Below are 18688 nucleotides of genomic sequence, written 5' to 3'. Positions count from 1 at the left end.
AAAAGACTTTAAGCTTGATCTGATATTTATGGCCTATTTTTTCTTTAGAAAATGATTATACGTCATTAGAAAAAATGGGAATGTTACAAAAGTTGACCAGATTATAAATTGTCTGGGAACGATATTAAAATAATAATTTAAAAAGAAAATGATACTAACAAAAAAAACACAAAATCTAGAATCTGATTTGCTTACTTGTGTGTCTGAATATCTTTCAATGTGTTCTTGTTTGAGTTTGTCTATTGTGTCAGAATATTTTATAAAGAAGAATATTTTCCAACTTGGAAGAAAACCAATAAGCATCATAAAATTCTGAATCATATAAATGCTTGAAACCCCTAAAAGAAAATATTGAATTGCAATATAAGTTGCTTGTATGAATTCATTTGTACTTACAACATTTCCATATGAAAAAATCCCGTACAAATTATCGATAGAAAAAAACATCATTATAATTGAACTCCAGATGCTTAGAATTAGTTTTTTAGTATCAGATAAGTAAGCTTTACTAAAAGCATTGTAAAAAGAAAATAAGGAAAGTGAAATTACAATTATCATTAATGTTTTTAAGATGATAGTATCAAATCGTACCAAACCATTATCTGTAACCCAATAAATCATCGATATTGAAAGAATTAAGGTAGTGCCTTCTGTCAATTGGGGAGCAATTCTTTTTTTATTAAATATTCGCGAAAAAATAACATACAAAAAAAAGAAAGCAATAGGCCAGGCTAAAATACTTACATTTAAAATAAGCATGAAATCAAATTTCGCATTGGGCGAGATATGATATAAATAAAAAGATAAGGTAAAAGTAAAAATAAAAGAAATGAGTCCTATCAAAACAGCTGTTTTCCAAGATTTTGTAATTCTTTTACTTTCAAAAATAACACCTGTGATTAATGCCAGGATGTGAAGAGGAATCAAATGTACGCCATCAGTTTCATAAAAATTAGAATCAAGAATGACATAAATAATTAAAAGGAATATAAATGAAAAAAGGTAAATGTATGTAGAAGACTTGGCAGTCCATTCATTTTTTAGTTTTGCAAGCATATCTTTTATCGGTTCATTGTTTATTCAAAAAAACGCCAATAAATCTAAAAAAGAATATTGGCGTTTTATAAATTATTTTAATGGTATTTTAAATACCGTAAGCTACATCAGATAATTTCAAATCATCAACGTCGTTGTAATGTACTTTTTGAACTATAGTTCCTTTATGTAAAACCACAATACTCGGATTTGCTCTTTCAACAGTTTTTAAAGCTGTTGCATCGCAGAAATAAAAATCAACATTCAAACCATATTGTTTTTTAGCTTTTGCAATTTCTTCAGGTCCAGAAGCCGTCATTCCAATTACTTTATACCCTTTTGCTTTTGCATCTTGATTTACTTTTTCTAATTTTTTCATTCCTTCCGGATTAGATAGAGCCAAATCATACGTTACAAAAATCACTAATTTAGGCTCTTGCAATAATTCTGCTTTATAATCAGAATCATCTTTTACCATTGTGAAATCGTGAATTGGTGGAACATAACCTTCTGTAATCACTTTGTCTTTGCGATCAACAAAAGTTGCACCTTGCGGAATATTCATCAAATCTTTTTCTGTAAATTCTTTATCCACTCCGTTTACTTTGTAAATGAAAATCATTTCAACCACAGATTTTGGAGCGCCTTCTGGAATTTCCATTCCTTTTTCAATGTTTGTTCCTACTTTATATGGACGGAAATCTTTAATCGGATTATGGTTTAAAACCCAAACAGCCATAAATACGCATAAAACAATGCTTAATAAAGTAAGCAGATTGGTAACCATTTTTGAAAATAATGGTTTTACTAATTTTTTATTGATGAATAAAATCAAGATAAAGAAAAGCAAAACAACATCTTTTGTAAATGACTGCCAAGGTGTTAAGTGTAAAGCATCTCCAAAACATCCACAATCTTTTACGACATCAAAATAAGCCGAGTAGAAGGTAAGGAACGTAAAGAAAACGATCAACAACAACAAAGCCCAAATCGTCAATTTTGATTTATAGCCAACTAAAAGCATTACACCCAAAACAACTTCTAAAATCACTAAAAAGATTGCTAATCCTAAAGCCAATGGCTCTAAAAATGGCATATTGAAAACTGGTTCACTGAAATATTCAGCCAATTTATAAGAGAAACCAACTGGGTCATTCAGTTTGATTAATCCAGAAATGATAAATAGGACGCCGACAAATAATCGGGAGAATTGGGTAATGATGTTCTTCATGATAAATATTTAAATATTCAAATTCCAAATTCCAAGTTTAGTATTGGAATTTGGTCCCGATAGCTATCGGGAGGAATTTTATTTTATTGGGTTAAGAATTAAAGCAAAAACAGAATAATTAATCATATCCTGATAGTTAGCGTCAATTCCTTCAGAAACTAAAGTTTTACCTTTGTTATCTTCAATTTGCTTCACGCGAAGAAGTTTCTGCAAGATCAAATCGGTTAAAGAGCTTACGCGCATGTCACGCCAAGCCTCACCGTAATCGTGATTTTTTGCTTCCATCAAGTCTTTTGTCAATTTTACTTTAGCGTCATATAATTCAGTTGCTTTTTCAACGTCAAGATCAGGCTGATCTACAACGCCAAGATCTAACTGAATCAAAGCCATAATCGAATAATTGATAATTGCGATGAATTCTCCTTTTTCATCTTCATCAACTTTGCGTACATCGTTTTCTTGTAAACTTCTAATGCGTTGCGCTTTGATGAAAATTTGATCGGTCAATGACGGAAGTCTTAAAATTCTCCATGCACTGCCATAATCTTTCATTTTATTGATATACAATGTTCGGCAAATTGCGATAACATTATCAAATTCTTGGGAAGTATTCTTCATTTATATGCTGTATATTTGCTAAAATTTGTTCAAAAATAAGGAAAAATTAAAGAGTTTCAAGTTTCAGCTTTCAAGTTTTTCTAAACAAGTTGTTAATGAAACCAAATATAAAAAGTTTCAAGTTTCAAGTTTCAGGTTTCAAGTTCCAGAACTTGCGTGATCAACATCAACTTGAAACGTGAAACCTGAAACAAAAAAATAACAAACATCATGACAATTAACTGCAAAGGAGAACTGATAGATTTGTCGATTCCGAAAGTAATGGGGATCTTAAACGTTACGCCAAATTCTTTCTTTGACGGCGGAAAATATAAAAATGAAGACGAAATTATTTCTCAAGTTGATAAAATGCTTTCAGAAGGGGCGACTTTTATTGATATTGGTGCGTATTCAAGCAAGCCAAGCGCCGAATTTGTTTCGGAACAAGAAGAAATCGACCGAATTGTTCCTGCAATTGAATTGATTTTAGAACATTTTCCAAAAACATTACTATCGATCGACACTTTTAGAGCCGAAGTTGCAAAGGCGAGTATTGAAAGTGGTGCTGCAATTATTAATGATATTGCTGCAGGTGAATTAGATGAAAAAATGTTTGAAGTAATTGCGCATTACAACGTTCCGTACATCATGATGCACATGCGAGGCAATCCGCAAACAATGCAGAGTTTGACGCAATACGATGATATCATAAAAGAAATGCTTTTTTATTTTTCTGAAAAAGTAAAAAAAACCAGAAGTTTAGGAATTAATGATTTGATTTTAGATCCAGGTTTCGGTTTTGCCAAAACAACTGATCAGAATTATGAAGTTATGCAGAAAATGGAACTTTTCAATCTTTTGGAATTGCCCGTTTTAGCAGGAATATCAAGAAAATCAATGATTTATAAAACACTTGGGAATACGCCACAAGAAGCTTTAAACGGAACTACTTTCTTGAATACCATTGCATTACTAAAAAATGCGAAAATTCTTCGTGTTCATGACGTGAAAGAAGCCATGGAATGTGTTACTTTGTTTAATAAACTTAATTCTTAAAAAAAGACAGACCGTATGTTTAATACCAAACTAGTGATACTGGGTTTCTTGATTGCTTTTTTCTTGTTTTTCTGTAATTTATTATATCTATTTTTCTCGTATTTGTTTGGAATCAGAGTGATAAAATTTTCAATGTTTTTCAGTCCGAGATTTTCTCTTTATGACAAAAAAATTGGAAATACTGATTTTGTTTTAGGCTGGGTTCCAATTGGTTCTTCTCTGGAAATATTTGGAAAAACGGCAGATATTGAGGAACGCCGTGCGATTCCAGAACATGATTTGCCGTTCGCATTTTTTACCAAAAAATTATACCAACAAATCATAATAGTATTTACACCCACAATTATGTATTTTTCAGTTGGTGTTGTTTGCGCATTTCTACTGTTGAAATCTCAAAATGAATTATGGAGTTTAGATTATATTTTGACCTATTTAAAAGAACTTTTTAATGCCATGTTTGGTAGTGATAAAGATGTGCTAGCACTAAAATTGCTAAGTAAAAAGTATGCGAGCGAAAATAATATTGTATTATTCAGTTATTTTTTGTTTTCATGCTTTTTACTTTTTTGTGCCGTATTTGATAATTTTATGAATTATCTAAGATTAGAAGCTTCTGAATCAAAAATAAAAAATGCGTTGACTATTTCGTTGATGTTTTTTCCTGCGGTTTTAGGATTGTGGAAAGTTCCATCATTGATTTTTAAATATTATACTTTTGGAGAAGTTTTCAGTTATTTAATTGATTTTGTATTAGGAATACTTGTATTTGGATCCGCTGTCCTTTTTATAACGATTTTTATTTTAAAATTGTTTAAGCCGAAGTTTTTAAAGGTGTGAAAGGAGTTGCCTTAATTGATTAAAGTGAATTTTAAATATAGTTGCATCTAGTTTGTCATTCCGACGAAGGAGGAATCTTCGTTTACAGAATCGGCAAAGATTGGAGTTACTTGCGGAGATTCCTCCTTCGTCGGAATGACAAACTTTGTGTAAAAAAAAAAATAAATATGAAATACATTTCGTTACTTATAATTTGCTTTTTATTTTCCTGCGGAAATAAAAAAGACGTTTTACTACCAAAATCAAACGTCACAATTGTAAAAGATGTACAAGATCACTCACCAATTTATATCTTTTTTAAAGTTGAAGGAAAAGATACGATTGCCGATGTAAATCGAAAAAACAGCATCATTTCAACCAATTGGATTTTTAATATCGACAAACGTCTCCCTTTAAAATTAGTGGTTCCAGAAGTAATGAAATTGCAGGAAAAGAAACGCGGAGACAGCGCCCATAAAAATGAAAATGCTCAAAATTATTATTCTTATGCCGATTCAATTGGCAAGAATTTGGCTTTTTTACCTTTCACGAAAGTGTTTTATAAAATGGAGAAACCCAAATTTGGTGTCTTAGTTTATTTTAGAAAAGATAATATAATTTTAGTAAAGGGAATTCCAGTTAAAAAAGACGAATTACAGCGTTATCTCGATCAGATGGATAGCGACAAACCAAACAAATACATGTTTTGTTTTGATAAAAATCTAGAATATGATTCTTATATCAAAAATAAAATTTTCATTAGTACTTTAAAATTCCCAATTCCAGCACTTAATTTAACTAATGAGGAATTTATTTTCTAAATTAGACTTATTTGATTAATTGAAATTCATAGGTGTCAGCATTTACTGGATCACTGGCAGGTATGTAATTGACTTGAATAATGTTGTTATTGTATTTTACTTCATAGGTAAGAAGCTTTTTGGTTTTATCGAAGCTTATGTTTTTTTCAATCAAATTGTCTAAAGAATCATATTTAAATGTTTCAGTTGTTTCTCTTCCTTTAGGGTTAGAATAATCGTATTCTACTTTGTCCTTTTGTAATAATTTACCTGTTGTACTATAAGTTTCTAAAATTGATAAATTTAAGTTTCCTTCTTTGACAATATTGTCTTTATAAGCGAGTGTTTCCTTTTGTGCGATGTTGTTTAGTTTGTCATATTTATATGTATAACTTTCTCCAAACTGAAAACTACTATATTCATTATTCACTTTTATAATTTTTTTCCCATTTATGATTTTTCCCTCATTATCGAAAGTAAGATAGAAACTTTCAGATTTATCACTGTTAGTCATAACTAATTCATTGTTAATTGCTTCTATTTTGCTAAATTCAAAATTATTAAAATCAGCTCTGAACAAATAAATGAATTGCTTGATTTTTGTATTAAATGTTTTGGGATCTATTTTTTTTGCATTTTTTGAAAGAATGGAAATTATCATGTCGTAATTTTCTTTTTTCAAATTATGAAAGTACAAGTAGAGACTGCTTATCCTGTCATTATAATGTTCACTTTTTAGGTATAAATTGTCAACAAACCTCCCATTTTTCATCATTATAATTTTATTGAAATTTTTAAAGTATATATCGTCAACTTTGAATAATTCAAGAAATATTTGAGCAGTTCTTGTACCGGAATCATAATTCCTTCTGGAATTTTGATCCGTTATATTGTGATCCGTTATATTTTGCTCTGGGTCATAGCTTGCTTTTTGTGCAAGACTATTAAAACTAAAGCTAAGAATGAAGAAATATAAGAATATTTTAAAAGGATTCATTTTTGTGATAACTTGATGTAAAATTTAAATGCGAATCTACAAAACAAATTTAATATTAGTAAAGATCTTACTGATGATGATAAGGTTCGTTGCGTAAAATCGTAAAACCGCGGTAGAGTTGCTCAATAAAAAATAAGCGTACCATTTGATGTGAGAATGTCATCAGCGAAAGCGAAACTTTTCCCTGCGCTTTTTTGTAGACAGTTTCAGAAAATCCGTAAGGTCCGCCAATTACGAATACTAAAGTTTTTACTCCAGAATTCATTTTCTTTTGTAGTTCTTCTGAGAATCCAACGCTCGAAAAAGTTTTGCCGTTTTCATCCAGCAAAATTAATTGATCTGTTGCAGAAAGCTTAGAAAGAATCAATTCGCCTTCTTTTTCTTTTTGCTGGCTTTCAGATAAGTTTTTTACATTTTTGATGTCGGGGATAATCTCCAATTCAAATTTGATATAAAATGACAAACGTTTGGTATAATCGTCAATCAAAGTTTGAAGCGATTTGTTGTCAGTTTTGCCTATTGCGATAAGTTTGATGTTCATAATTTTCTTTTGCCACGAATTGCACGAATTGACACAAATTTAATTTATCTGAGTGATCTGCAAAATCTGCGGGAAAAATTTCACTCTCGCAGATTTAGCTGATTTGGCAGATTTTTTTTAATACTATACACTGAAAATCTGCGCTGATCTGATGAAATCTGTAAAATCTGCGTGCAATTCCCATGCTATTTTTTATTTTCAAAAACAGTTTCAAAATGTTCTACAATTGGGAATGGCTCGTAATAATGATGCAAAATCTTTTTCCATTCCAAATACGCTTCAGAAGTTCTAAAGCCAATAGTATGATCTTCTAAAGTATTCCAATCAACCAATAAAAGGTATTTGTTTTCAACTTCAAGACATTTTTCCAAACGATGTCCTAAATAACCTTCAATTGATGAGATATATTGACTTGCTTTTACAAAATCAGCTTCAAATTGAGAGGCTAATTCTGGTTTTACATAAAGAAATGCTCCTTCTAAAATCATATTTTGAGAATTTTATCTGCTCGATCTGCTTAATCTGCGGGAGAATAATTTTTTACTCTCGCAGATTTAGCAGATTTGGCGGATTTTTATTTTAATTAATTTTTAGAAAACTTCGCTTCAAAAGTTTTAAAACGGTTGTCTAAATCTTTCAATAATTGCTTTTTAACCGATGCATCCTGAATAAAACTGTAATTGATGCTGTTGTAAACGTATTTTTTAATCGTTTCGTAATTAACATCAGGATATCTTTTCGCTAGCAAAACATATTGTTCAGTCATATTACTCCTTAAAATTCCTGCATCGTCTGTGCTGATTACAATTGGCACATTAAATTCTTTGTAAAGTGTAAAAGGGTGTCTGTTTTCTTTTACCTTCAAAATGAATTCGTTGCTCGCCAAATTGATCTCAATCGGAATATTGTTTTTAGACATATATTTCAATAAATCATACGAATTTGCTTCATAAGCAATATCAACTCCATGACCAATTCTATTTGCTCCGGCAACATAAATCGCGTCATTGATATGCCAAGTCAATTCTTCCGGCTGAACCAAACCTAAAGTCAATTCTCCCGCATGAAGCGTGTATTTTACGTCAGGAAATTTTGAGTGGCAATATTTAAACATTACCATGTGAAGCCAGTAATCTTTCATAGAAGTTTTTCCGTGTTCTGGAGAAACGATATTTACACCTGCAGTTAGTTTGCTTTCGCTTGACGAAATAAAGGCAATTACTAAATTTTTGAATAAATCGACAGGTTCCATAAAACGAAGCACAAAATTTTGATAACGCATGGTGAATTTTTCATCATCCATTTTTAAATCTTTATGCAGTTTGGCTATGAAATTAGTATTGAAATCTTCAGCATATTTTTTAGCATCTTTTTTCTGAAGTGATTTATACAAGTCATCTAAAAGTTTTAAAACTGCTTTTTCGTCTTTTTGAGCAGAAGCCTGACGCAATTTTGAATTAAAATCAGCCAAATCAGAAACATTCATATCGCAGGGAATTGTTGATAATTGTGTTTCGATATAAAGTACATTTTCGGCAATCGCACGTTTTTTAAGTTCCAACATTCCTTCAGCAAAATGACCTGCGATAGTTGGCTCAAATTTCATGAAAGAATCAAAGAATTGATCATCTGAAGGAACAGAACCATTATAATCTTTAATAGACCAAGTTTGCATGATTTGCTGTTCGTAATACTCTAATTTTCCTTTGTTTGCAAGAGATGAAAAGTTTTCCCAGTTTCCTTTTTCGGGTTTTGTTTTTGAAACGGCCAAGGTTTCCAGATTCAAATAAAAGTCTTCCGCAATAGCTCTTTCTAAAAGTGGTTCTGCATAAACGGATCCTGAAAAATGATGGTGTAAATCGCCTCCTTTAGGCATTTGTTGAAAAAAAGCGGTTAAGAGAGCCTCATTATTTCTGATTTTTTCTAAATAACTCTCAGCTGATTGAGAAAAGCCGATTTGCGTTATTAAAATACAGAAAAGCGTAATTATCCTTGTCATACATTAAGTTTAAATTACGCGCAAATATACGACTTTCTGGAGAATTTTTAAAATCGAATTTCGTTGGGTTGAATTTTACCGCAAAGGACGCAAGGTTTTTTTTGCATGCTAGACTAACTATAAACTCAAAGTTCGCAAAGCTTTGTCTGGAAAAACTTTGCGAACTTTGCGTAACTCTTAGCGTGCCTTGCGGTTAAAAAAAGCTTAGAATCTTAGCACCTTAGTATCTCAGCACCTTAAGAAAAAAGTACATCACGTATTTCAGGAACCTTATCAAAAACGCTTTTCGCGAAAGGACAAAGCGGAATAATTTTTAAATTGTTATTTCTAGCATATTCTACAGACGCCATAACCAGTTTTTTGCCAACACCTTTTCCGTTAAAATCTGGACTAACTTCGGTATGGTCGATAATGAATTTTGAATCTCCTGCCCAAGTATATGTCATTTTTCCAGCTTCTTTTCCGTCTTCGATTGCTTCAAAATAGCCTCTTCTTGTATCGTTTATTTGTTGAATTTCCATGGTATTTATATAAGTGTGGTTTTAATTTCTATTGAATGTGTCAATGTTTTGTGAATTGGACAACTGTTTGCAATCGTCTCTAATCTACGTCTTTGCTCGTCGTCAACTTCACCTATTACTTCAATTTTTCGGGTAAATGAGGTGCAATTTCGGTCGGAATCTCTTTCAAAATCAATTTTTATATTGATTTCTTCGACGTTCCATTGTTTGCGATTAATGTACATGCGCAAAGTAATCAATGTACAAGAAGCCAATGACGATGCCAAAAGTTCGGTCGGATTTAAGCCTAAATTTTTCCCGCCTAATGATTGCGGTTCATCTGAAATTAAAATATTTCCGCTTGTAGAAGTAATTTCCGTGCGATACAAACGCGTTTCTATTTTTGCTGAAATTGTATCCATAATTATTTGATTCTTGGTTCTGGTAATGGCACAAATTCGGTTTCGCCTGGAACTTTTGGGAAAGTTTGTGCTGTCCAATCTTGTTTTGCTTTTTCGATGAGATTTTTATCAGAAGAAACAAAGTTCCAAAAGATGAAATGTTCTTCAGGAAATGGCTGTCCACCAAAAATATAAACGGTCGAATTTTCAGCAATTTCAAACTCACAAAGCGAACTTTCGGTAGTAATCAAAATTTGTCTTGGATCATAAGAATGTTCACCATTTTTGATGCTTCCTTCTAAAATATACAATCCGCTTTCGCCGAATAAATGATGTCCGATATTGATTTTCTTTGCTTCTTTACTCTTAATCTCAACAAAATACAACGGACTATAAACAGGAACTGGTGATTTTTTTCCAAAAGCTTCACCGGCGATCAATTTGTATGAAACGCCATCTTCTTCCCAAGCTGGGATATCATCTGCTTCAACATGAGTGAAATTCGGATCCATTTGCTCCAATTCTTTTGGAAGCGCCACCCAAATCTGCAATCCGTGAAGCATTTTGTCCGAATGTCTTAAATATTCTGGAGTTCTTTCCGAGTGAACGATTCCTTTTCCGGCTGTCATCCAGTTTACAGCGCCCGGTTTTATTTCTAATTCTGTTCCTAAACTATCACGGTGCATAATGCTTCCTTCAAATAAAAAGGTAAGTGTCGAAAGTCCGATATGCGGGTGAGGAGGAACGTCCATATTTTCGTGGTCACTTAAATGTGCAGGTCCCATATGATCGATAAATACAAATGGCCCAACGGCTCTTTTTTCACGGAAAGGCAATAATCTTCCAACCATAAAATTGCCAATGTTGGCAGAACGTTCTTCGATAATTAAACTGATATTTGACATGTGGTATTATTTGATTTGAAAACAAAATTACAGTTGTGATGCGTGTCTGTAACTTAATTTAGATTAAGAAAAGTTGTTTTTTGTAATAGCTATAAAAGTAAGGAAAATTGATGATTGTTCAAATTTCTCTTTTTAGAATAGTATTCACGCTATTTTGTCATTCTGACGAAGGAAGAATCTTCGTAAGTAGCTCTGCAAAGAATATCGCCAATCTTTGTAGAGTTTCTAGTGAAGATTCTTCCTTCGTCAGAATGACAAACTAGGTGGTTAAAGCGCGTGATAAATTAAAAATGTGTTTTTTAATGCACCAATTCAAACTCCAAAACTTCACTCTCAGTCCCATTAATTATAATCGACAACTGATGAATTCCAGTATGAAAAACACGCGTCGTAATCAATTTAAAAGACTGATTTCGTTCAATCTTCGTTAATTGATTCGGATGATAAATTTTCTCGCTGATTTTGAAGACTTTTTTAGCCAAATGTCCTTTTGCTTTTTTGTAATGAACGGCATATTCTAAACGGATCGTTTTTGGTTCTTCGTTTTTATTATTTAAATGAAAATGAAACTGCAGATAATCTCCAATCTTAACCGTTGGTGTTTTGATTTCGAAAGAAGAAAGTTCAATGTTGGTGCTTGCTAAGCCATAATGACTTAAAATTTCAGGATGTCCTTGTTTTAATAAAGTTCGGCAACCGTGTTTAATGATTCCGTCTGTTTCTTTAGAATGACCTTTCCATCTTGAAGCGATTTCAAGTACAATTTGCGGATTATCTTTTACAATATCATTTAAATTATTGGCCACACTTCTACGAACATATTCAGAAGGATCATTTTTTAAGTTTTCTAAAATCGGAAGAATAGAAGTAGGATCTTTTTTCAAAAACGGAATCGCCATTGACCACGGTAATCTTGGCCTTGAACCTTCACTTGCTAATCTGCGAACGTGATGATTTTCGTGTAAAGACCATTTGATCATTTCGTCAATCATTTTCTCTTTATATTTTAAAATGAAAGGACGAACGGCAAATTCACAACTTATAAATTGGGTAATGGAAACAAACGCTTTCGCGGAAGTTTTAAAATCGTCTAAACCGTACATTTCGATATAATCGGCAAAGAAAATGAACGCTAAATTGCCATCTGTAAAACTGTTTTTCTTTAAGTTTTTGATGATTTTATCAATTAAAGCAGTGGCTTCAGGAAAATTTTCTGGCATAAATTGATGCAAAACGACTGTTGTATGTTTCATTCGTTCTTTCCATTCTTTCTGTGCAAAATCATCTTCATAAATCGCTTCAATGAATTTTTGTTTATTGAATGAAGGATGTACTTCGGCGACAGCCTGACCAAATTTTTCGTAAAAAGAAACAGAGTATATATCTTTAATTAGTCCCATATTTTTGTTTGATTGAACTTCAAAGGTATTTAATGTTCTTTGATTTTTTTAATTAAGTTTTATTATTGATAAAAACTTATTTTGTGGAAAATTTGGGTTAATTTTTATGGTTTAAAATTAAAAGGAAACTTTCAAATCCATAAAATATATTTTAATTTAGCATATTATTAAAAACAGAAAAATGATAAGCGAAGCTCAATTTCAAGCAGAATTACAACTTTTGATTACGAATGCCATTAGAGAAGATGTTGGTCCAGGCGATTACAGCTCTCTTGCATGTATTCCTGATACGGCGCACGGTCAGGCAAAATTATTGGTAAAAGATCAGGGAATAATTGCTGGCGTTGAATTGGCTAAAATGATATTTGAACATGTTGATCCAAAGCTAAAAGTAAAAACTTTTATTGCAGATGGAACTCGCGTAGAATATGGCGAAGTGGTTTTCGAAGTTTCAGGAAGTTCACAATCTATTTTAAAAGCTGAAAGAGTGGTTTTGAATACAATGCAACGCATGTCGGCAATTGCTACAAAGACCAATCATTTGATGCAACTTTTGGAAGGAACGGGTGCAAAAATATTAGATACTCGCAAAACGACTCCAAATTTTAGAGTGGCTGAAAAATGGGCTGTAAAAATAGGAGGAGGAGAAAATCACCGTTACGCTTTATACGATATGATTATGTTGAAAGACAATCATATTGATTTTGCTGGCGGAATTACGCTTGCTATTAAAAAAACAAAAGACTACCTGGAAGCAAATAATTTAGATTTGAAAATTATTGTTGAAGCTAGAAATTTGGATGAAATTCGCGAGATTCTTTTAAGTGATGGCGTTCACAGAATCCTGATTGATAACTTTAATTATGAGGATACTAAAAAAGCTGTAGCTTTAATTGGTAAAAAATGCCAAACAGAATCTTCAGGAAATATCAATGAAAAAACAATCCGTGAATATGGTCTTTGTGGCGTAAATTACATTTCATCAGGAGCTTTAACGCATTCGGTTTACAACATGGATTTGAGCTTGAAAGCTTTTTAATTGAATTATAAGTTTTGAGTTATAAGTTATGAGTTTGCTTTCTGAACTCTAAAATCTAAAATCAAAAAAATATGTCGCAAGAGATAGAAGCTCGGATTGAGAGAATACCCGTGGTGCGTTCTTTAGCCCGACTTTTGAAGAGAATAAAATTGCCATGGTTAGGAGGTCTTTCGCTTTATGATTTGATCGAAATGTATGTTATCGGGATTATCGATGGTGCATTTTCATATCATGCAAGTGCGGTTTCGTTCAGCTTTTTTATGGCATTATTTCCTTTTGCGCTGTTTATTTTGAACTTGATTCCGTTTATTCCAATTGAGAATTTTCAGGAAGATTTCTTAGAGTTTGTGCAACAAAGCGTTCCGCCAAACACTTTTGATGCAATCAGTAAAATCATCAGCGATATTTTGAATAATAGTCACTCAGGATTATTATCAACCGGTTTTTTTCTGTCCATATTTTTGATGGCGAACGGAATTAACGGGATTTTAAGCGGTTTCGAATCTTCAAAACACGTTTTTGACAAACGCGGATTTTTGCATCAATATTTAGTAGCGCTGGCAATTTCACTTGTAATGACTGTGATTTTGTTCGTCACGGTGGCAACAATTGTCGTTTTTGAGGTCTTTATTCAGAAAACAATTATTCAAGATGTGCTTAGTGACCGAATTCCGTTGATCATTTTGGGCCGATATTTGTTTGTTGTTTTAATGATTTTGATAACATCTTCAATATTATTGCGTTATGGTACAAAACAGTATAATAAAGTGCCGTTTATTAGCATCGGATCTGTTTTTACGACCATCTTAATTGTTATATCTTCGTTCTTTTTTGGGATTTGGGTTATAAAATTCTCAAAATATAACGAACTTTATGGTTCAATTGGGACATTATTAATTCTAATGTTCTACATTTGGATAAACTGTATGATTCTGCTTTTAGGGTTCGAATTGAACGCTACAATCAGAAAATTAAAACAAAAAAAAAATAAATAAGTATGAAAAATTGGATGTTAACTATTGGTGTTTTTTTCTTCGCGATGACAATGCAGGCGCAAAGTGTTATTGGAAAATGGAAAACAATAGATGATGAAACTGGAGAAGCAAAATCAATCGTAGAGGTTTATGAGAAATCTGGAAAGATTTATGGCAAAGTGGTAGAAATACTTCGTGAAAACCATAAAAAAGATGTTTGCAGTAAATGCGACGGTGCCGAAAAAAACAAACCAATTTTAGGAATGGTTATTATTAATGGTCTTAAAAAAGACGGAAACGAGTACAACGACGGAACTATTTTGGATCCAACAAACGGAAAAAAATACAAATGTTACATCACATTAGAATCTGCTGATAAATTGAAACTTCGTGGATATGTTGGAATTTCTTTAATGGGAAGAACACAATACTGGACACGCATAAAAAACTAATCAAATCATAAATGCGAAAATTAGCTTCGATAGTTTTATTCTTAGTGATTTTTTCAATTGCTTTTGGGCAAACTAAGAATTCGCCATTACAAATAAGTCATCTTACGGGTGACTTTTATGTTTATAAAACGTTTCATGATTATAAAGGAACGATGATTTCTGCCAATGCCATGTATCTGGTCACAGATAAAGGTGTTGTTTTGTTTGATGCGCCTTGGGATAAAACACAGTTTCAGCCTTTGTTGGACAGTATAAAAGCGAAACACAATAAAGATGTCGTGATGCTTTTTGCAACGCATTCACATGATGATCGCGCTGGCGGATTTGAATTTTTCAGAAAAAAAGGAATAAAAACATATTCAATTCAGTTGACAGATGATATTCTGAAACAGAAAAATGAACCAAGATCAGCGTTTATAATTCCAAATGATAAAACTTTTACAGTTGGACAATATACTTTTGAGGTTTATTATCCGGGAAAAGGCCATGCGCCAGATAATATTGTAGCTTGGTTTCCAAAAGAAAAAGTATTTTATGGAGGTTGTTTTATCAAAAGTGCAGAAGCAGCAGATTTAGGATATTTAGGGGATGCTGATGTGAAAGAATGGAAAAAATCTATTTTAAAAGTACAGGCAAAATTTAAAAAACCTAAATATATTATTCCCGGTCATGACGATTGGACCAACATAGAATCTTTAAATCATACTCAAAAATTAGTGGATGAATATCTCGCTAAAGAATCTTTAGGGAAAAAATAATTTTCCAAATCAAATTTAAAATTATTGCATGTTTTTCATCGAAGTTATTTTACCACTTTCCTTAGCTAAGACTTTTACGTATAGTATTTCTGAGGCTGAATTCCATTTTATCAAAAAAGGAATGCGTGTGGCGGTGCCTTTTGGTAAAAACAAAATATATACGGCACTGGTTTTGGATATTCATGAAAATGCGCCAACATTATATGAAGCCAAAGAAATCCATCAAATTTTAGATGAAAAACCAATTGCTACCGAAATCCAAATCAAACATTGGCTTTGGGTGGCTAATTATTACATGTGTGCCATTGGCGATGTGTACCGCAATGCTTTTCCAAGCGGATTATTGTTAGAGAGCGAAACTATTGTCTCGCACAAACCTGAGGTTTTGGTAAATGACAGTGAACTTTCAGATGATGAATTCTTGGTTTATGAAGCTTTGCAACACCAAAGCTCATTGAAGGTTCAGGAAATTGCTTCTATTTTAAACAAAAAAAATATTCTTCCCGTTCTTCAAAAATTAATAAGTAAAGATATTATTGTTTTAGAAGAAGAAATAAAAGAAAGCTACAAACCGAAATTGATTCGATATGTGAAATTACATTCTAAATATGAATCTGAAACTGGTTTGGCAGAACTGCTAGAAGTTTTAAAAAGTGCCAATAAACAAAAAGAAATTGTTTTGGCATTTTTTCAGCTTAGTGCTTCTGAAAAAAAGCCCATCACGGTAAAAAAACTGACTGAGTTTTCAAATGTTTCGCCGGCAGTTGTAAAGGCTTTGGTTGAAAAAGAAATTTTTGAAGAGTATTTTTTGCAACATGACAGAGTTACTTTTAATGGGGAAAAATCAGAAAACGAACTACAGTTAAGTGACGCGCAGGAAAATGCCTTTAAAGCAATAAAAGAAAATTTTGTTGAGAAAGAAGTTTGTCTGCTTCATGGAGTGACCTCAAGCGGAAAAACAGAAATCTATATCAAATTAATTGAAGAATATTTACAGACCGGAAGACAAGTTTTGTATTTGCTTCCTGAAATTGCGCTGACCACACAATTAGTTGCTCGTTTGCGTTTTCATTTTGGAGACAAAGTTGCTGTTTTTCATTCGAAATACAATAATAATGAAAGAGTTGAGGTTTGGAGACAAACACTTGAGAACTCGGAAAAAGCTCAAATTATAATAGGAGCGAGATCGTCTTTGTTTTTGCCTTTTAATGATTTGGGATTGTTGATTGTTGACGAAGAGCACGAGCAAACTTTTAAGCAGACTGATCCAGCGCCAAGATTTCACGCACGAGATGCAGCAATTGTTTTGGCTAATTTTCATAAAGCAAAAGTGATATTGGGCTCGGCTACACCTAGTATTGAAACCTATTTTAATACACAAAACGATAAGTACGGTCTAGTAACACTTAGTGAGCGCTATAAAAATGTTCGTTTGCCAGAAGTAGTTTTGGTTGATTTAAAAGACAAACATTTTAGAAAAAGAATGACAGGTCATTTTAGTGATGTCCTTATTGATGAAATTGCAGAAGCAATGTCTTTGGGCGAGCAAGTTATTTTGTTTCAAAATAGAAGAGGGTATTCGCCTATTATGGAATGTTTGCGATGCGGTCATGTGCCACATTGCCAACAATGCGACGTGAGTTTGACCTATCATAAACATAAGAATCAGTTAAGATGCCATTATTGCGGTTATTCTATTGCAAAGCCTTCTAATTGTCACAATTGTTCGAGTATCGATTTGACAACAAAAGGTTTTGGAACCGAACAAATAGAGCAGGAATTAGGATCGCTTTTTCCGAAAGCCAAAACTGCTAGAATGGATCAAGATACCACAAGGGGCAAATTTGGTTTTGAAAAGATAATAGATAATTTCAAAAACCGTGAGATTGATATTTTGGTTGGAACGCAAATGCTTGCCAAAGGTTTGGATTTTGAAAATGTAAGCTTGGTGGGAATCATGAATGCCGATAATATGTTGCATCATCCCGATTTTAGAGCTTTTGAGCGCAGTTTTCAAATGATGACTCAGGTTGCTGGAAGAGCCGGAAGATCAGAAAAACAAGGGAAAGCAGTTATACAGACTTACAATCCAAATCATAATACTATTCAGCAGGTTACAAACCATAATTATATAGGTATGTATAAGGAGCAGTTGTATGACAGGCAAATCTATAGATATCCTCCATATTTCCGTATCATAAAGCTTACTTTGAAGCATCGCGACTTTGATCGCTTGAAAGAAGGGTCAATGTGGTTGTATCAGGTTTTGAGCCAAAATCTGACTATGCCGGTTTTGGGGCCAGAAGAGCCGGCAATAAGCAGGATTAGGAACGAGTATATCAGAACGATATTAATTAAGATTCCGCAAAATCTTCATTTAGGAAATACGAAAAAAACGATTCAGAAAATGTTGAATAGTTTTGAAGCTGTCGCACAGTATAGATCAATAAAAGTTACCGTTAATGTCGATTTCTATTAAGACGATGTTGACAATGCTTTTACTAAATCTTCTTTTTTGTTTCGGCTTAAAGGAATTTTTGTAATTCCGATTTCGGCAAACTTGCTGTTGAAGCGTTCTACTTTATCAATATTAATGATATAAGATTTGTGCACTCGGATAAATTTATCTTTTGATAAATCATTCTCAAAAGATTTCATTGTAGAAAGCACAAGATTGCTGTCATCTTCAGTAACCACTCTTACATAATCTCCAAAAGCTTCAATCCATTTGATTTTTGCAGTAAAAATTTTAAGTTTTTTAAGATTACTTTTGATGAAAATATGTTCGCCTTCTTCTTCTTTGACTTCTTTTTTAAGCAAGTGCATATCGATTGCTCTTTTGACAGAAGCATTAAATCGATCCACAGCAATTGGTTTTTGCAGATAATCAGTAGCATCATAGTCAAAAGCTTTTAAAGCATACTCCGCTTTAGAAGTGATGAATATAATTTGAGGCTTTGATTTTAGTCCGTCAAGGAAGTCAAACCCATTGATTACAGGCATTTCGATATCAAGAAATATTAAGTCGATATTATTTAAAGAGATACAGCTTTTTGCTTCTATTGCATTAGAAAAGTCCCCGATTAAGTGCAAACCTGGGTGATTATTAACTAATTTTGCAATAATCGTCCTTTGTATAGAACTATCATCTACAACAACACAGTTTAGTTTCATAACATTTAAATTT

At 32.5% G+C, this 18688-nt stretch carries 20 protein-coding genes; 8 read left to right on the top strand and 12 right to left on the bottom strand.

Features of this window, described 5'->3' with window-relative positions; translation table 11 throughout:
* Nucleotides 1–33: 33 nt before the first annotated feature.
* From AAYQ19_RS02045 to AAYQ19_RS02035, 3 genes are all read right to left on the bottom strand, one after another.
* On the bottom strand, nucleotides 34–1056 hold the full coding sequence (locus AAYQ19_RS02045; protein WP_343533320.1) for a hypothetical protein: 1023 nt from the start codon (nucleotides 1054–1056) through the stop codon (nucleotides 34–36).
* An 88-nt stretch (nucleotides 1057–1144) separates the two neighbouring features.
* Entirely contained in the window at nucleotides 1145–2266 is a 1122-nt protein-coding gene (locus tag AAYQ19_RS02040) for a BT_3928 family protein (RefSeq protein ID WP_343533318.1), read from the bottom strand.
* 78 nt (nucleotides 2267–2344) lie between these two features.
* Nucleotides 2345–2884: a DUF1599 domain-containing protein gene (locus tag AAYQ19_RS02035; protein WP_343533316.1), complete on the bottom strand. Its 540-nt coding sequence runs from the start codon at nucleotides 2882–2884 to the stop codon at nucleotides 2345–2347.
* Nucleotides 2885–3094: 210 nt separating this feature from the next.
* Here AAYQ19_RS02035 and folP point away from each other — a divergent pair, with 210 nt between their 5' ends.
* The 3 genes from folP (at nucleotide 3095) to AAYQ19_RS02020 (ending at nucleotide 5556) form a co-directional block, all read left to right on the top strand.
* Nucleotides 3095–3919 carry a dihydropteroate synthase gene (folP, locus tag AAYQ19_RS02030; protein WP_343533314.1) on the top strand — a complete coding sequence of 275 codons (825 nt, stop codon included), beginning with the start codon at nucleotides 3095–3097 and terminating at the stop codon, nucleotides 3917–3919.
* 15 nt (nucleotides 3920–3934) lie between these two features.
* On the top strand, nucleotides 3935–4756 hold the full coding sequence (locus tag AAYQ19_RS02025; RefSeq protein ID WP_343533312.1) for a hypothetical protein: 822 nt from the start codon (nucleotides 3935–3937) through the stop codon (nucleotides 4754–4756).
* Nucleotides 4757–4923: 167 nt separating this feature from the next.
* Entirely contained in the window at nucleotides 4924–5556 is a 633-nt protein-coding gene (locus AAYQ19_RS02020) for a hypothetical protein (RefSeq protein WP_343533310.1), read from the top strand.
* 7 nt (nucleotides 5557–5563) lie between these two features.
* Here AAYQ19_RS02020 and AAYQ19_RS02015 read toward each other — a convergent pair whose 3' ends face one another.
* The 8 genes from AAYQ19_RS02015 to AAYQ19_RS01980 all read right to left on the bottom strand — a co-directional run bounded on the left by AAYQ19_RS02015 (nucleotide 5564) and on the right by AAYQ19_RS01980 (nucleotide 12278).
* On the bottom strand, nucleotides 5564–6532 hold the full coding sequence (locus tag AAYQ19_RS02015; protein WP_343533308.1) for a hypothetical protein: 969 nt from the start codon (nucleotides 6530–6532) through the stop codon (nucleotides 5564–5566).
* Between the two features lie 67 nt (nucleotides 6533–6599).
* Complete coding sequence (gene rlmH / locus AAYQ19_RS02010) at nucleotides 6600–7073, bottom strand: 23S rRNA (pseudouridine(1915)-N(3))-methyltransferase RlmH (RefSeq protein ID WP_111283719.1); 474 nt, start codon at nucleotides 7071–7073, stop codon at nucleotides 6600–6602.
* A 185-nt stretch (nucleotides 7074–7258) separates the two neighbouring features.
* On the bottom strand, nucleotides 7259–7561 hold the full coding sequence (locus tag AAYQ19_RS02005) for an antibiotic biosynthesis monooxygenase family protein (protein WP_343533303.1): 303 nt from the start codon (nucleotides 7559–7561) through the stop codon (nucleotides 7259–7261).
* A gap of 95 nt (nucleotides 7562–7656) precedes the next feature.
* On the bottom strand, nucleotides 7657–9072 hold the full coding sequence (locus tag AAYQ19_RS02000) for an adenosine deaminase (protein ID WP_343533301.1): 1416 nt from the start codon (nucleotides 9070–9072) through the stop codon (nucleotides 7657–7659).
* 236 nt (nucleotides 9073–9308) lie between these two features.
* On the bottom strand, nucleotides 9309–9593 hold the full coding sequence (locus tag AAYQ19_RS01995) for a GNAT family N-acetyltransferase (RefSeq protein WP_343533299.1): 285 nt from the start codon (nucleotides 9591–9593) through the stop codon (nucleotides 9309–9311).
* A 5-nt stretch (nucleotides 9594–9598) separates the two neighbouring features.
* Entirely contained in the window at nucleotides 9599–9994 is a 396-nt protein-coding gene (locus AAYQ19_RS01990; RefSeq protein WP_343533297.1) for an OsmC family protein, read from the bottom strand.
* Nucleotides 9995–9996: 2 nt separating this feature from the next.
* Nucleotides 9997–10878: a pirin family protein gene (locus AAYQ19_RS01985; protein ID WP_343533295.1), complete on the bottom strand. Its 882-nt coding sequence runs from the start codon at nucleotides 10876–10878 to the stop codon at nucleotides 9997–9999.
* Nucleotides 10879–11177: 299 nt separating this feature from the next.
* Nucleotides 11178–12278 (bottom strand): DNA alkylation repair protein, encoded by a 1101-nt coding sequence (locus AAYQ19_RS01980; protein WP_343533294.1) that lies wholly within the window; start codon nucleotides 12276–12278, stop codon nucleotides 11178–11180.
* 181 nt (nucleotides 12279–12459) lie between these two features.
* Between AAYQ19_RS01980 and nadC the strand changes: the two genes are divergently transcribed.
* The 5 genes from nadC (at nucleotide 12460) to priA (ending at nucleotide 17980) form a co-directional block, all read left to right on the top strand.
* The gene (nadC, locus tag AAYQ19_RS01975) at nucleotides 12460–13317 is read left to right on the top strand and encodes a carboxylating nicotinate-nucleotide diphosphorylase (RefSeq protein ID WP_343533292.1); all 858 of its coding nucleotides are present in this window, start codon (nucleotides 12460–12462) and stop codon (nucleotides 13315–13317) included.
* 71 nt (nucleotides 13318–13388) lie between these two features.
* A complete protein-coding gene (locus tag AAYQ19_RS01970; RefSeq protein WP_343533290.1) occupies nucleotides 13389–14312 on the top strand; it encodes a YihY/virulence factor BrkB family protein in 924 nt (307 codons plus the stop codon).
* Nucleotides 14313–14314: 2 nt separating this feature from the next.
* Nucleotides 14315–14743 (top strand): DUF2147 domain-containing protein, encoded by a 429-nt coding sequence (locus AAYQ19_RS01965; RefSeq protein WP_343533288.1) that lies wholly within the window; start codon nucleotides 14315–14317, stop codon nucleotides 14741–14743.
* An 11-nt stretch (nucleotides 14744–14754) separates the two neighbouring features.
* Nucleotides 14755–15501: a subclass B1 metallo-beta-lactamase gene (gene bla-B1-FLAV / locus AAYQ19_RS01960; RefSeq protein ID WP_343533286.1), complete on the top strand. Its 747-nt coding sequence runs from the start codon at nucleotides 14755–14757 to the stop codon at nucleotides 15499–15501.
* Nucleotides 15502–15529: 28 nt separating this feature from the next.
* A complete protein-coding gene (priA, locus tag AAYQ19_RS01955) occupies nucleotides 15530–17980 on the top strand; it encodes a replication restart helicase PriA (protein WP_343533284.1) in 2451 nt (816 codons plus the stop codon).
* Here the strand turns inward: priA and AAYQ19_RS01950 are convergent.
* Nucleotides 17977–18675: a LytR/AlgR family response regulator transcription factor gene (locus tag AAYQ19_RS01950; protein WP_026729423.1), complete on the bottom strand. Its 699-nt coding sequence runs from the start codon at nucleotides 18673–18675 to the stop codon at nucleotides 17977–17979. The genes priA and AAYQ19_RS01950 overlap by 4 nt on opposite strands.
* Nucleotides 18676–18688: the final 13 nt, after the last annotated feature.

The sequence above is a fragment of the Flavobacterium mesophilum genome (genome assembly GCF_039581405.1).
Lineage (GTDB): Bacteria > Bacteroidota > Bacteroidia > Flavobacteriales > Flavobacteriaceae > Flavobacterium.
Note: the sequence above shows the minus strand (reverse complement) of the source record. Positions and strands in the feature narration are given on the sequence as shown.

Coding starts and splice junctions, on each gene's coding strand:
- AAYQ19_RS02045 (WP_343533320.1), bottom strand. CDS start 1,056: ATGCTTGCAAAACTAAAAAATGAATGGACTGCCAAGTCTTCTACATAC.
- AAYQ19_RS02040 (WP_343533318.1), bottom strand. CDS start 2,266: ATGAAGAACATCATTACCCAATTCTCCCGATTATTTGTCGGCGTCCTA.
- AAYQ19_RS02035 (WP_343533316.1), bottom strand. CDS start 2,884: ATGAAGAATACTTCCCAAGAATTTGATAATGTTATCGCAATTTGCCGA.
- folP (WP_343533314.1), top strand. CDS start 3,095: ATGACAATTAACTGCAAAGGAGAACTGATAGATTTGTCGATTCCGAAA.
- AAYQ19_RS02025 (WP_343533312.1), top strand. CDS start 3,935: ATGTTTAATACCAAACTAGTGATACTGGGTTTCTTGATTGCTTTTTTC.
- AAYQ19_RS02020 (WP_343533310.1), top strand. CDS start 4,924: ATGAAATACATTTCGTTACTTATAATTTGCTTTTTATTTTCCTGCGGA.
- AAYQ19_RS02015 (WP_343533308.1), bottom strand. CDS start 6,532: ATGAATCCTTTTAAAATATTCTTATATTTCTTCATTCTTAGCTTTAGT.
- rlmH (WP_111283719.1), bottom strand. CDS start 7,073: ATGAACATCAAACTTATCGCAATAGGCAAAACTGACAACAAATCGCTT.
- AAYQ19_RS02005 (WP_343533303.1), bottom strand. CDS start 7,561: ATGATTTTAGAAGGAGCATTTCTTTATGTAAAACCAGAATTAGCCTCT.
- AAYQ19_RS02000 (WP_343533301.1), bottom strand. CDS start 9,072: ATGACAAGGATAATTACGCTTTTCTGTATTTTAATAACGCAAATCGGC.
- AAYQ19_RS01995 (WP_343533299.1), bottom strand. CDS start 9,593: ATGGAAATTCAACAAATAAACGATACAAGAAGAGGCTATTTTGAAGCA.
- AAYQ19_RS01990 (WP_343533297.1), bottom strand. CDS start 9,994: ATGGATACAATTTCAGCAAAAATAGAAACGCGTTTGTATCGCACGGAA.
- AAYQ19_RS01985 (WP_343533295.1), bottom strand. CDS start 10,878: ATGTCAAATATCAGTTTAATTATCGAAGAACGTTCTGCCAACATTGGC.
- AAYQ19_RS01980 (WP_343533294.1), bottom strand. CDS start 12,278: ATGGGACTAATTAAAGATATATACTCTGTTTCTTTTTACGAAAAATTT.
- nadC (WP_343533292.1), top strand. CDS start 12,460: ATGATAAGCGAAGCTCAATTTCAAGCAGAATTACAACTTTTGATTACG.
- AAYQ19_RS01970 (WP_343533290.1), top strand. CDS start 13,389: ATGTCGCAAGAGATAGAAGCTCGGATTGAGAGAATACCCGTGGTGCGT.
- AAYQ19_RS01965 (WP_343533288.1), top strand. CDS start 14,315: ATGAAAAATTGGATGTTAACTATTGGTGTTTTTTTCTTCGCGATGACA.
- bla-B1-FLAV (WP_343533286.1), top strand. CDS start 14,755: ATGCGAAAATTAGCTTCGATAGTTTTATTCTTAGTGATTTTTTCAATT.
- priA (WP_343533284.1), top strand. CDS start 15,530: ATGTTTTTCATCGAAGTTATTTTACCACTTTCCTTAGCTAAGACTTTT.
- AAYQ19_RS01950 (WP_026729423.1), bottom strand. CDS start 18,675: ATGAAACTAAACTGTGTTGTTGTAGATGATAGTTCTATACAAAGGACG.